This is a genomic window from Methylomonas sp. 2F7 (assembly GCF_057126975.1).
In genome coordinates this window covers 520,397-533,730 of sequence record NZ_CP195203.1, presented here as the reverse complement: position 1 = coordinate 533,730, position 13,334 = coordinate 520,397, and the positions used below count along the sequence as shown (strand labels likewise).

At 53.5% G+C, this 13,334-nt stretch carries 15 protein-coding genes; 13 read left to right on the top strand and 2 right to left on the bottom strand.

What is annotated here, in order from left to right; translation table 11 throughout:
• Positions 1–4: 4 nt before the first annotated feature.
• The 13 genes from ACR64Q_RS02525 to ACR64Q_RS02465 all read left to right on the top strand — a co-directional run bounded on the left by ACR64Q_RS02525 (position 5) and on the right by ACR64Q_RS02465 (position 11,481).
• Positions 5–871, top strand: a complete 867-nt coding sequence (locus tag ACR64Q_RS02525; RefSeq protein WP_026603425.1) for a CheR family methyltransferase — start codon at positions 5–7, stop codon at positions 869–871.
• 178 nt (positions 872–1,049) lie between these two features.
• A complete protein-coding gene (flgB, locus tag ACR64Q_RS02520) occupies positions 1,050–1,445 on the top strand; it encodes a flagellar basal body rod protein FlgB (RefSeq protein WP_026603424.1) in 396 nt (131 codons plus the stop codon).
• 2 nt (positions 1,446–1,447) lie between these two features.
• Positions 1,448–1,864: a flagellar basal body rod protein FlgC gene (flgC, locus tag ACR64Q_RS02515; RefSeq protein WP_026603423.1), complete on the top strand. Its 417-nt coding sequence runs from the start codon at positions 1,448–1,450 to the stop codon at positions 1,862–1,864.
• Positions 1,865–1,871: 7 nt separating this feature from the next.
• Positions 1,872–2,552, top strand: a complete 681-nt coding sequence (locus ACR64Q_RS02510) for a flagellar hook assembly protein FlgD (protein WP_026603422.1) — start codon at positions 1,872–1,874, stop codon at positions 2,550–2,552.
• 13 nt (positions 2,553–2,565) lie between these two features.
• Positions 2,566–3,897, top strand: coding sequence for a flagellar hook protein FlgE (gene flgE, locus ACR64Q_RS02505; RefSeq protein ID WP_026603421.1), 1,332 nt, complete (start codon positions 2,566–2,568; stop codon positions 3,895–3,897).
• Positions 3,898–3,913: 16 nt separating this feature from the next.
• Entirely contained in the window at positions 3,914–4,657 is a 744-nt protein-coding gene (gene flgF / locus ACR64Q_RS02500; RefSeq protein WP_026603420.1) for a flagellar basal-body rod protein FlgF, read from the top strand.
• Positions 4,658–4,708: 51 nt separating this feature from the next.
• Positions 4,709–5,497 (top strand): flagellar basal-body rod protein FlgG, encoded by a 789-nt coding sequence (gene flgG / locus ACR64Q_RS02495; RefSeq protein WP_026603419.1) that lies wholly within the window; start codon positions 4,709–4,711, stop codon positions 5,495–5,497.
• A 15-nt stretch (positions 5,498–5,512) separates the two neighbouring features.
• On the top strand, positions 5,513–6,217 hold the full coding sequence (flgH, locus tag ACR64Q_RS02490) for a flagellar basal body L-ring protein FlgH (protein ID WP_313733489.1): 705 nt from the start codon (positions 5,513–5,515) through the stop codon (positions 6,215–6,217).
• Positions 6,218–6,239: 22 nt separating this feature from the next.
• A complete protein-coding gene (locus tag ACR64Q_RS02485; RefSeq protein ID WP_313733488.1) occupies positions 6,240–7,328 on the top strand; it encodes a flagellar basal body P-ring protein FlgI in 1,089 nt (362 codons plus the stop codon).
• A 45-nt stretch (positions 7,329–7,373) separates the two neighbouring features.
• On the top strand, positions 7,374–8,420 hold the full coding sequence (gene flgJ / locus ACR64Q_RS02480; protein WP_313733487.1) for a flagellar assembly peptidoglycan hydrolase FlgJ: 1,047 nt from the start codon (positions 7,374–7,376) through the stop codon (positions 8,418–8,420).
• Between the two features lie 9 nt (positions 8,421–8,429).
• The gene (flgK, locus tag ACR64Q_RS02475; protein WP_313733486.1) at positions 8,430–10,097 is read left to right on the top strand and encodes a flagellar hook-associated protein FlgK; all 1,668 of its coding nucleotides are present in this window, start codon (positions 8,430–8,432) and stop codon (positions 10,095–10,097) included.
• Between the two features lie 9 nt (positions 10,098–10,106).
• Entirely contained in the window at positions 10,107–11,015 is a 909-nt protein-coding gene (flgL, locus tag ACR64Q_RS02470) for a flagellar hook-associated protein FlgL (RefSeq protein ID WP_313733485.1), read from the top strand.
• Between the two features lie 145 nt (positions 11,016–11,160).
• Positions 11,161–11,481: a hypothetical protein gene (locus tag ACR64Q_RS02465; protein WP_313733484.1), complete on the top strand. Its 321-nt coding sequence runs from the start codon at positions 11,161–11,163 to the stop codon at positions 11,479–11,481.
• A 365-nt stretch (positions 11,482–11,846) separates the two neighbouring features.
• Here ACR64Q_RS02465 and ACR64Q_RS02460 read toward each other — a convergent pair whose 3' ends face one another.
• The gene (locus ACR64Q_RS02460) at positions 11,847–12,842 is read right to left on the bottom strand and encodes an Lnb N-terminal periplasmic domain-containing protein (protein WP_313733483.1); all 996 of its coding nucleotides are present in this window, start codon (positions 12,840–12,842) and stop codon (positions 11,847–11,849) included.
• Positions 12,839–13,318, bottom strand: coding sequence for an META domain-containing protein (locus ACR64Q_RS02455; protein WP_313733482.1), 480 nt, complete (start codon positions 13,316–13,318; stop codon positions 12,839–12,841). Before ACR64Q_RS02455 ends, ACR64Q_RS02460 begins: the two co-directional genes overlap by 4 nt.
• Between the last annotated feature and the right edge of the window lie 16 nt (positions 13,319–13,334).

Here is a 13,334-nt window from a genome sequence, read left to right as displayed (position 1 = left end):
AGACATGTTGAACCAGGCTGAACCGGGTAGTCCGGTGGGTAAAAATATCGACATTTCCGCCGCGGAGTATCAATCTATACAGCAGTTCCTCAGCCAAAATTGCGGCATTGAGTTGGGTGACAGCAAACAATACCTGGTAAAAAGCAGGTTATTGCCCTTGATGGGCAAATTTGAATTCGCAAGCTTTGCTGAACTGGTCAACAGCCTGCAATCTGCGTCATTTTCCGCGCAAAAAATCAAAAGCGCCGTCATCGACGCAATGACCACCAACGAGACCTTCTGGTTTCGCGACGAACGGCAATTCGTCGAACTCAAAGACCAGGTCCTACCCAGCTTGCTAAATCGCAAAAATGGCAACGTCAGAGTTTGGTCCGCCGCTTGCTCATCCGGCCAGGAACCCTACTCGATAGCCATCTGCGCACTGGAAGCAATCAAAGCCTCTACCAAATCACGCTCCTTGCAAATTATCGGCACGGACATCTCCGAAGCCATTCTCGAGGAAGCCAAGAGAGCGGTTTATTCGGAAGCCGCGCTGTCGCGTGGCATGGATAGCGCGGCAAAAGCGCGATATTTTCACAAAAATTACGACGGTTACTTACTGACCCCTGAAGTCAGCCAACTCGTGCGTTTTCAACAATTCAATCTGCTCAAATCGTTCACTGCCTTGGGCCGTTTTGACCTGATCTTCTGTCGCAACGTACTGATCTATTTCTCCGATCAAGTCAAACGCGACATTCTCACCCGCATGGCCGACAGTCTGGAACCGGGCGGCTATCTGTTCCTCAGCAGTACCGAAGCGATGCCAACGGGCTTAAACAGCTTTGAATTGGTTCGCTCCGGCTTAACCAGCTACTTCAAAAAAGTCGGTTAAGCCGCTCGCCAGTTTATTGACGACTTAAATCAGCGGCAGCATTTTGCCGCCCCGTCTGAAACACTGTTTTTTGACACTCACGTCAACCATTCAAATTGCTATACAAATGAAATAAAAGCATATTTATTTTATGGCACATTTACTGCTTTTAGGTATAAAAAACCCAAAGGTGGCAATTATGGCTATTAATTTCGACAGTGCCTTAGGCATACATCCGCAAGCGTTAGCGTTGCGCGAAAAGCGCAGCGAGATTTTGGCTTCAAACCTGGCCAACGCCGACACGCCCGATTACAAAGCCCGCGACCTGGACTTCAAGTCGGTGTTTCAACAAGCCCTGGCCGGCGACGGCTCGGAGCTGAAACGCAGTCAGCAAGGCCATCTACCTAGTCACAATAATGTACTCGGCGCCGATCTGCTCTATCGCAATCCGCAACAAGCCTCGCTGGACGGCAACACCGTCGAATCGCACATCGAGCAAGCCAAATACGCAGAAAACGCCGTGCAGTACGAAGCCAGCTTGCGCTTTATCAACAACAAATTTTCCGGCCTGATGTCGGCCATTAAAGGAGAATAGCCATGTCTTCATTTCGCATCTTCGACGTCGCCGGCAGCGGCATGAACGCGCAAAACCTGAGACTGAATCTGGTAGCCAGCAATATTTCCAATGCCAGCAGCGTCAGCAGCAGCATCGACCAGGTCTACAAATCCCGTCAACCGGTATTCGCCGCCGAGCTGAAAAATGCGATGGATAAGAACAGCACCAGCAGCGGCGTCAATGTGCTGGGCGTCGTCGAAAACCAGGCCCCGCCGGTGATGGAATACGCCCCCAATCATCCGCTGGCGGACGCCACCGGCTACATCTATAAATCCAACGTCAATACCGTGGAAGAAATGGCCAATATGATGTCCGCTTCCCGCTCCTACGAAAACAATGTAGAGGTGTTGAACACCGCAAAAAACCTGATTTTGCAAACCCTGAAAATGGGACAGTGAGGCATTTATGACCAGCGCAATCGATACATTTAACAGCCTCGGCTTAGCCACTACCGGTTCGGGCACGGCAAAGGGCGTGCAAAAACAAACCTTGGGGCAAGACCAATTTCTGAAACTGCTGACCACGCAAATGACGCATCAAGACCCGATGAAGCCCATGGACAACGGCGAATTTCTCGGTCAGATGGCCCAGTTCAGTACCGTTTCCGGCATTCAGGATCTCCAGGCTTCGTTCAAGGATTTCGCCAGCTCGCTCAGTTCAGACCAAGCCCTGCAAGCCGCCGGTTTGGTAGGTCGCCACGTGTCCGCTCCGGCTAAGGAAGCATTGCTGGGCGCCGGCGGCAGTGTCTCGGGGGATTTCGAAATGCCCAGCAGCTCGCCGAATGTCAGCGTAAAGATCATAGACCCGCAGACCGGAGCCATCATTAGAGAACTCGATATGGGCGCGCAAGCCGCGGGCACTACTACTTTTGAATGGGACGGCAAGGATAGCAACAAGCAATTGGCCGACCCGGGCGTCTACAAAATCCAAGCTGAAGCCAAAATTGACGGCGTCAATACGGTATTGGCCACCAACATTAAATCGCTGGTGAAAAGCGTGACGATGGGTGGCGGCAGCGGCGGTTTGCAAGTCAATCTCGACGGCGTCGGCACCGTGAAATTCAGTCAAATTAAACAAATCTTGTGAAGGAGAAGGCATCATGGCTTTTACAACAGCACTAAGCGGCTTAAACGCCGCATCCAACAACCTGGCGGTGACCGGCAACAATATTGCCAACGCCAATACCGTGGGCTTTAAAAAGTCGCGCTCGGAATTTGCCGACGTCTACGCCTCCAGCCTAGGCGGCGTGAGTAGCACTACGGCCGGCGCCGGCGTTAGAGTTGCCAATGTGGCCCAACAATTCAATCAAGGCAGCTTGTCGTTCACCGACAACAATCTGGATTTAGCGATCAGCGGTGAAGGCTTCTTCACCATGGCCAAAAGCCCGACAGAAACCAACGACATCACTTATACCCGCTCCGGCGAATTCAAACTGGACAAGGACGGCTACCTGGTCAATAACCAGGGCAAATCGCTGATGGTTTATAAACCCAACGGCACCGCAGTCTCCGACGGCTTCAGCACAGGGGTTACACAACCGGTTCAGATCAATACCCTCACCGGTCTGCCCAGCGCCACGGACACTGTATCGCTGGCGGTGAATCTCAATGCTAACGAAACAGTTCCGACGGTGACGCCGTTCGACCCAACCAACAATAACTCCTACAACTCGCAAACCTCGGTGACTGTTTACGATTCGCTGGGCTCGCCGCATATTCTCTCTACATATTATGTGAAAGGCGCCTCGACAGCTTCTACTACGGATTGGAGCGTGTATCATTATATGGCCGAGCCGGCCACCCCAACCGCCCGAACCTCAATCAATGCCGGCACCTATGGCACGGCAGTCGCCGCACCGGCCACCCCCACCACATTGCCGACCCCGGCCGTGATGACTTTCGATTCCTCCGGCAAATTACAAACCCCGGTGTCGGGCCGATTCGCCTTGAGTAATTACACCATACTACCGGCGACCGGCGCGGCACCTGTGAAGATCGGCACGATGGACTTCTTCGGCTCCACCCAGGTTCAGGAAAAATTCAGCGTGAATACGATGACCCAAAACGGCTTACCGGCCGGACGCTTGACGGGCATTGATATTGACGATGAAGGGGTAATATTTGCCCGTTTCAGTAACGGCGGTTCGCAAACCATGGGTAAAGTCGCCTTGACACGCTTCGCCAATACCAACGGCTTGGCCAAAATCGGCGATACGGCCTGGGGACAAAGCGCGAACTCAGGGGAGCCGATTCCCGGCGAGGCCGGCGCTAATAACTTCGGTCTGATTCAGGCCGGCGCGTTGGAAAGCTCGAATGTCGAGTTATCCGCGCAATTGGTCAATCTCATCGTCGCCCAACAGCATTACCAAGCCAATGCGCAAACCATCACTACTGAAAACAGCATCATGCAAACGATACTGCAAATTCGGTAATTCATAGGAAACCGCCATGGACCGTAGCCTTTATATCGCGATGAACGGCGCCAAGCAGACCTTGCTGGCGCAAGGCGCCAACGCCAATAATCTGGCCAACGCCCAAACCACCGGCTTCAAAGCCGATTTCGAGCAATTTCGCGCGATGCCGGCTTTCGGTCCCGGCTACCCCTCGCGGGTGTATTCGATGACCGAACGTCCCGGCACCAATATGTCGAGCGGCAGTATCCACACCACTGGCCGCGACCTGGATGTCGCGATCAACGGCCAGGGCTGGATCGCGGTGCGTAATGCAGAGGGCCAGGAAGCTTATACCCGCGCCGGCGATCTTCGACTAACTCCCGAAGGCTTATTGCAAAACGGCGCCGGACTCTCGGTACTCGGCGAAGGCGGCGAAGCGATTACCATACCGCCTGCCCAAAAAATGGAAATCGGCACCGACGGCACCATCTCTATCGTCCCGCAAGGCGTCAATGCCACCAACAGCGTGATTGTTGAACGGATCAAGCTCGTGAATCCCGATCCGGCCAATCTGGAAAAACGCGAAGACGGCTTGATGCACGCCAAGCAAGCCGGCGCCATACCGGCCGACGCTAATGTCACGCTGATTCAAGGCTCGCTGGAATCCAGCAACGTCAATGCTTTGGCGGCTATGGTGGAAATGATAGAACTATCTCGAAACTTCGAATTGCAATCCAAGGTCATGAAAAACATCGACGACACATCCGGCGCCAGTGCCAAGTTGATGCAAGTGGCATAGTTTCTGCTTTACTCCTGATAAGACAAAAAATTGTCAGATTAGGAGATTGTCATGACAGAAAGAGCATTATGGGTCGCAAAATCCGGTTTGGATGCCCAACAAACCCGCATGGCGGTTATTTCCAATAACCTGGCCAACGTCAACACCACCGGCTTCAAGAAAGCCAGACCGATTTTCGCCGACTTGATGTATCAAAACGTCCGTCAGGCCGGCGCGCAGTCCACCCAAAACACCCAATTGCCGACCGGCTTACAGCTTGGTACCGGGGTACGCACCGTGGCTACCGAAAAACTGCACACCCAAGGCAATATTCTGCAAACCGGCAACTCGCTGGATATAGCGGTAAGCGGACGCGGTTTTATGCAAATTTTAATGCCCAACGGCGATATCAACTACACCCGCGACGGCTCGTTCAAAATGGACTCCACCGGCCAAGTGGTCACCTCCAACGGCATGCCGCTGGAACCGGCCATCACCATTCCGCAGGACGCGCTAAGTATCACAATCGGCCAGGACGGCACGGTCTCGGTAACCCAACCCGGTGCTGCGGCGGCCAATCAAGTAGGCCAAATTCAAATTGCCGACTTCATCAATACTGCCGGCCTGGAGCCGATTGGCGACAATCTGTTCCGGGAAACCGTCGCTAGCGGTGCGCCGATTATCGGTGCGCCTGGCGAGAACGAACTTGGCACCATGATTCAAGGTTCTTTGGAAACATCAAACGTCAACGTCGTGGAAGAACTGGTGAACATGATAGAAACCCAGCGCGCTTACGAGATGAACTCCAAAGCCATTTCCACCACCGACCAAATGCTGTCCTTCGTCACGCAACAACTTTAATTTAGGACAAAGCTCATGAACAAATTCATTACACGGCAAGCAGGCGGCAAATTTTTGCTGGTAGCGGCAATCGCGATCTTAGTGGGCTGCGATACCTTGCCGAAACGCGACCCCGACTTCGCCCCGGTACAACCCGCCGATTTGCGCCCGCCCCAACAAAGCAACGGGGCCATTTACCAGGCCGGCTACGACATGCGCTTATTCGAAGATCATGCCGCGCGCCGGGTCGGCGATATTTTGACGGTAACCTTCGACGAAAATACCAACGCCACCAAGCAAGCCAATTCCAAAACCAGCAAGAACAGCGATATCAAGACCACTGGCTCCGCGCCGAGCATTTATGGCATGGCTACCTCTGCCTTGTTCGGACATGATTTGGAGACTTCCATCGACTTCAGCGCGGACCGTAGCACCGAAGGCAAAGGCGACTCCCGGCAAAGCAACCGGTTGACCGGCAGTATGAGCGTGACCGTAGTCGATGTGCTGCCCAACGGCAATCTGCGCGTGCGCGGCGAAAAACGCGTCACGCTGAACGACGGCAGCGAATATATCCGCCTGTCCGGCATCGTGCGGCCTATCGACATCAACGTCGCCAACACCCTGGCCTCCAGCAAAGTGGCCGACGCTACCATCATGTACACCGGCGACGGCGCCTTGGCCGACAGCAGCAAGCCCGGCTGGATTTCCCGAATTCTTTCGAGCCCATTGTTTCCTTTCTAGCCGAGGCTGATGGAGAAATCAGATGAACAAAATACTCTTTTCAATCGCCCTGCTGCTGCTAACCAATACCGCGCAAGCGGAACGTATCAAAGACATCGCCTCAATCGCCGGCGTGCGCAGCAACCAATTGGTGGGCTATGGCTTGGTCACCGGCCTGGATAAAACCGGCGACAAAACCAAATTTACCGGCCAAAGCCTGCGCAGCATGATGGGCAAACTGGGCCTGACCTTGCCGCCCGATACCGACCCCAAATCAAAAAACGTCGCGCTGGTCAGCATTCACGCCGATCTGCCTGCTTTCGCCAAACCCGGTCAAAAAATTGACGTCACGGTTTCGTCGATAGGCGATGCGAAAAGCCTGCGCGGCGGTTCGCTGTTGATGAGCCCCTTACGCGGTGCCGACGGCAATGTTTATGCGGTGGCGCAAGGTAATCTGGTGGTGGGCGGCCTTAGTGCCAGCGGCCAGGACGGTTCGAAAATTACTGTCAATAACCCGCTGGTGGGCCGGGTGCCTAACGGCGCCACGGTGGAACGCATCGTCCCTAGCTCGTTCGATCAGAGTGCTGAGCTGGTTTTTAATTTGAACTCTTCGGATTTCACCACCGCGCAACGCATGGCGGACTCCATCAACAAGGCACTGGGCGCCGAAACCGCGCAAGCCGTCGATGCCACATCGGTCAGCGTCAGAGCGCCGGTTAATCCCAACCAACGGGTCGGCTTTGCCTCGGTGATCGAAAACCTGGAATTGGCGCCCGACGATGCCCCCGCCAAAGTGATAGTCAATTCCCGCACCGGCACGGTGATTATCAACAGCAAAGTCAGAGTACAGCCGGCCGCCGTGTCTCATGGCAGCTTGACTGTGACGATCAGTGAGAATCCGCAAGTCAGTCAACCCAACCCATTATCGGGCGGCAGTACCGTAGTGACACCGCAATCCAATGTCTCGGTAAATGAAGACAAGAATCACATGTTTGTCTTCAACCCCGGCGTCTCGCTAGACGAGATTGTCCAAGCGGTAAACGGCGTCGGCGCCGGCCCCAGCGACTTGGTGGCCATTTTGGAAGCATTGAAGTCCGCCGGCGCGCTCAGAGCCGAGTTGATAGTGATTTAAAGAACGTGACACAGCAGTTGATTAAATGAATTATTGGAGATTCCCATGTTAAACGTAGACAGCGCTTCGGTGTATACCGACTTCAACGGCCTGGCGAAACTTAAACAAGGCGCCCGCGAGCAATCGCCCGAGGCGATCAAGGAAGTCGCCAAACAATTCGAGTCGGTGTTTTTAGGCATGGTCATGAAAAACATGCGTCAGGCTAAATTGTCCGACGGCATCTTGGACAGCCAACAAACCCAGTTTTATCAAGACATGTACGACCAACAAATGTCCGTGCATCTGGCCGGCAAACCCGGCATCGGTTTTGCGGATTTGATTGCCCAACAATTGTCGCCCAAACAAAACAAGGACGAAGAAAAAGACAACCAACTATCCGCTAACGATTTCTTGAATCGTGCCGCCGGCACCGGCGCCAGCAATAACCCCGACAATCACCAATCGCTGCGGGCCGGCGAGGAAACCGAAGAACAAATGCCGCTGGATGCCTCCGGCTTAAGCAGCCTGGAGCGCAGCCTGGCCCGTTTGGAACGTAGTCAAAAAGCCTTGGCCGACCAATGGCAAACCCTGGACGATAAAGTGCGCAACGATAGCGATCGGCCGCTAACCTCCAGGGACGAGTTCGTTAACCAACTCCGGCCGCATGCCGAACAAGCCGCACGCAGCCTGGGAGTAGACCCCGACGTGTTGCTGGCACAAGCGGCATTGGAAACCGGCTGGGGCCAAGGCATGGTGAAAAATGGCCAGGGCGATAACAGCTTTAATCTGTTCAATATCAAGGCGGATAAGTCCTGGCAAGGCAAACAAGCCAAAACCATGACACTGGAATATGCCGGCGGTGTCGCCAAAAAAGAAATGGCCGGCTTCCGCGCTTACGATTCCTACAAAGACAGCTTCGACGATTACGTGAACTTTATCAAAACCAATCCGCGTTATAGCGAAGCCTTGAAGAAAGCCGGCAACGCCGGACACTATTTACACGAACTGCAACAAGCCGGTTATGCCACCGATCCGCGGTATGCCGAAAAAGTCATGACGATCTACCACAGCCAGACCGCGGCCCAGGTAGCAGCTCTAAAAAGCGCGGGTTAGGAGGCGAACATGGCTATTGGCATTCTCGGCAATGCATTATCGGGGCTGACGGCATTCCAGCGCTCACTGGAAACCACCAGCAACAACATCAGCAACGCCAATACTGAAGGCTACAGCCGGCAACGCGTCGAACTGGCCACCCGCCCCGAGCAATTTACCGGTAACGGCTATATGGGCAACGGCGTCGAAGTTGCCAACATCACCCGCAGCTACGACCAGTTCATCAGCAATCAAGTCCGTTCCAGCACCGCCACGTTTCACGATATAGACAGTTTTTACACCTTGTCGTCGCAAATCGACAACATCACCGCCGACGAAACCACCGGTCTGGCGCCGGCCATGAAAAGCTTTTTCGATGCGATAGACAGCGTCGCCAACGACCCCAGCTCGGTGGCAGCCCGCCAAGTGATGTTGACCGAAGCCGAGTCCCTAACGCAGCAATTCAACACCATGAGCGCCCGCTTCAGCGACTTGCGTAAACGTGTTAACGATAATGTCACCAGCTCGGTGCAAGAGCTGAATGGCTTTGCCAAAACCCTGGCCGAACTGAACGTGAAAATCGTCTCGGACATAGGCCGCTCGTCCGGCAAGCAAATGCCCAATGAGTTAATGGATCAACGCGATCTATTGCTGACCAAAATCGCCGAAAAAGCCGACGTAACCTATGTCAGCCAAGCCGACGGTTCATACAACGTATTTATCGGCAAGGGCCAACCCTTGGTGCTGGGCAGCGCGGCCTCCACGTTGTCTGTAGTCGGCGACAGTAACGACGTCAATCAAAAGCTGATCATGCTGAATGGTCAGGATATTTCAAAACAGTTGTCCGGCGGCGAACTCTCAGGCAACCTGCGTTTTAGAGATCAAGTTCTGGACCCCGCGCAACAACAGCTGGGTCTGCTGGCAACCGGTTTGGCTACCGAATTTAACAACATCCATAAAGCCGGCTACGACATCAACGGCAATACCAATGTGGCGTTTTTTGATTTAAATTCGCCAACGCCGCAAGTGAAAGCCACCGTCAGCGATAGCAATCTGGTGGTGTCCAGCGCGTTTGTCGCGCCGACCACCGTCGCGGGTTTAGGCGCCGCCTATCGGCTGGACGTTACCGCAACCGCGCCGGCAGCCACGTTCAGCCTGACCAACCTCAGCGACAACACCACGACTGCCGGCTTAAGCGCCGCCACCCTGGCGACTACCGCTGCGACTAACGGTTTTAGTATCAGCTTTAGCGGCGGTTCGCTGACCATTGGCGACTCCTTCCAAATCAGCCCTAATTTTAACGCCGCCGCCAAAATCAAACTTAACTCGGCCATCACCAATCCTAGACAAATCGCCGCCGCCAGCGCCACCGGCCTGCCCGGCGACAACAGTAATGCGCTGAAATTGGCTAACCTGGAAACCCAGGCAAAAATGTTCGGCGGTAAAGCCAGTTTTACCCAAGTGTATGGGCAAATGATCTCGGATGTTGGTTCGCAAACGCATGCCGCCTCGGTTGGCCGCACCGCGCAGGAAACCCTGTTAAAACAAGCCACCAGCGCTAAAGAAAGCGTATCCGGCGTCAACCTGGATGAAGAAGCGGCCAATCTCATCAATTTTCAAAATTCGTATCAGGCGGCCGCCAAGGCCGTTTCGGTGGCTAATTCATTGTTCGACACCCTGATCGGGGCATTCCGCTAGGAGATTATTATGCGCATTTCAACCTCATGGAATAATCAGCTAGGCCTTAACGCGATGTTGGATCAACAATCCAAACTCAGCGAGACTCAGCTAAAACTATCCTCCGGCAAGAAATACCTCAGCCCGTCCGAAAACGCGGTGGCCGCCACCAGCATGATCGACCTGAATCACAACATTAAGGAAAATCAGCAATATCAGGTCAATATCGGTGCGGCGCGGCAAAGGCTGGACTTGGAAGAATCGGCACTGGATAACGCCGGCAGCGTGTTGCATAGAATCAGAGAATTGACCGTACAAGGCTTGAACGACAGCAACACCGCCACCAACCGTAAACAAATCGCCATGGAAATCGACGAACTGAACAAGCAATTGCTAAGCATCGCCAATACCAAAAATGCCAACGGCGAATATATATTTTCCGGGTACAAAACCGACCAAGCCGCATTTACCGACACCCCGGCTTACGCCTATCAAGGCGACACCAACCAACGCAGTATCGCTATCGGCCCCAGCCGGCAAGTAACCGACGGCGATCCCGGCGAAGCGGTATTCGGCACCGTATCAGCCGCGCCGTTGACAGCCGGCAGCATCAGCAACGTCTTTCAAGCAGTCGCGCAAATATCCGCCGATTTAAAAGCCAACACCCCCAATAAGAACTCGCTGAACGACATGGATACCGCGCTGGTGCGCTTCGATACCATTCGCGCATCGGCCGGCGCCCGCTTGAACGCATTGGACGACCAGGAAAACTTGAACGCCGACTATATCCTGGACAACAAATCCACCGCCTCGGACATCGGCGATCTGGACTATGCGGAAGCCTTGAGCAAATTTAATCTGCAACAAATATCCCTGCAAGCCGCACAACAGGCGTTTACCAAAGTGCAAAATCTGTCGTTGTTTAATTACATTTCTTAAGTTTTTCGCGCGGGGCTTTAGACAGCCCGGTGAGCACTTGTATGGCCTGTACGGCTTTCCGATGCTAAGATTCTTAAGGCCGACCGAGATCCGGCAACAACGCGATTTAGGTCCATTGAGCTGATTTAGTGACGGAAGGAATGAAATGGCAAAAACCATGAGTTGGCACCGCATCACACTCTCGCGCCAGGAATACGAATCCGGCGAAATCTACGTGCTGTTAGGAGCGTTCCGAGCCGCCTATGTGGCGCGAAACGGCCCCGAGGGTATGGCAATGTTCGGGGGCTGGTCCGACGACGACACCGCCTTCCTGGTTTACACCACGCCCAGATCGGTACGCCACATCACGCCAATCTTGGACGCCTATTCGGCCAAACAAAGCAAAATTCCTGATCCGTCCGGTCTATCGTTGATATATGGCGACGAGTCCGGCTTCTCTTCCTTCGAGATGGGCTTTGAAGCCTGATGTATTTCCGGGACTTTTTGAGTTGTCTTTAAACCTATCGCAAACCTGATTCTTCGGTAGGAGTTTTGAACGGATTGATGGGCAAATTTCGGCCGATTGTGTTGAAAAAGGGCTATTTTGTGAAAGGAGCTGTTTTTATAAAAAATATTACCTATTGAAAACAATAGGTTGAAAATACGAGAGTAGGAAAAATTGGCCTAAATTCACCGAAAACCGACTTTTTCAACACAATCGGCCATAAGCCGCCGGTCGCGGCAACTAACCAATTTCAATAGTTAAGGCGTCCAGTGACTCATTCGACTGTCCGGTATTCGGCGAGCAAATTGACATTATCACTGAATCACCTCGGTCATCTTCTGCCAGAACTAGTGATTGCTCTTAGACCGAATACGCATTGAAAAATCCACCGCCTGATCGGCCGTTTGCGCTAAAGGGTTGATCAGGGCTTGCCGTTGCAGTTCGGAAAAAGGCAAACCGGTGTCGAGCCGTTGAGCTTCGTATAGATATTCCGGCACATAACCGCTCAGCAAAATTTTCCAGGAAAACGACAGGTGATCCCGATTTGCCAAGGTTCGCATCCAGATCGCGGTCGTGCAATTATCCAGCAGCGTATTGTAGAACGCCGGCTTTTCGTTGAGTTCGTTGATTTTGCGCAGGTACTCCAGAAACAGGCGTTTGGCGTTTTCTATCGGACCTTGCAATTTATACAGATAAACTTGCTCCGGCGGATCCTTGCGGTAGTTGGTGCGAAGACGTATCACGTCGCGTTCGTCGGCGACGAAATAAATCAGTTCATACTGGCGAAAAAAACCTTTGATCGTCGAATAGCCTTCGCCTTGTTCTTTGCGCGCCTCGATGGAGATGGCCAAATGATCGTTGCCGCCGAAATCGAAACTCAGGATGGTATGGGCAATTGCCGGCCCCATCCAATAGACCGAAAACAGATCGACACCCTGCAATTTGTTCAGGTCGAAGTTTTTGGTGTAATACGCCAGCCGATAATCGAATTCGCTACGATAATCGAAGTTGCGGATGTCATGCACCGTTACGCTATCGCCCTCGAAGGTGGCATAGGCCAATTTTTCGGCGTCGGCTTGCCAATGCCGTTGGTTAGACGGGGCAATACTCAACCAATACAGCAAAACCAAACCAAACGCCGTCCCATAGGCGATTAGTCCATACTTGCGCCAGCGGGCGAACGCAAGGCTAATCAACGTCGCCACGCCAAGTAGAGCGAACAGCGCCGCCAACACACGCTGCGGCCATCCCGTTGCGGAATCACCGAAATAGAGCGCGCAAACGCCCCAAAGGATTGTTATCAGCAGAATGAGAATCGAAGCGCCGGCTTTGATCCATCTCACGGCGCTTCATGCTCCGCATGATCGAAAATCAATCGGCCTTTATCGGTGACCAGTTTGAGTTGCTCGGTGTTCTTCATCACTTCGAATTGGCGAACTTCGCTCAACTGGCGAATATATTGCGCATAGTGCGAATCCGGCCCACATTCGGCCAAGGTCGCAGCTCCTGGGGATAACGCGATGCGTCGCTCGCTTTCCAGACGGTAAGCACCCTGCATGCGATTGCAATCCGCTTTGACACGATAAGAACCATCCGCCAGCAAGGTCAGCGTATAACGGTCGGAGGCGCCAACCGTGAACGATTCATCGCCTGCATCGGCATCCAAGCGCGACAGTTGCCATACCCTGTCTTTGATTGCCGCATCGGCCTGAGCTTCGCGTCCCACGCTTGCATCGCCGTCGACAACGGCGCAGGCGGAAATCCACAGCAACGGCAAGACCGGCAAACACCGTTGCGGCAACCGAAATTTTTTAAACATTGCTAACCTCATCGAA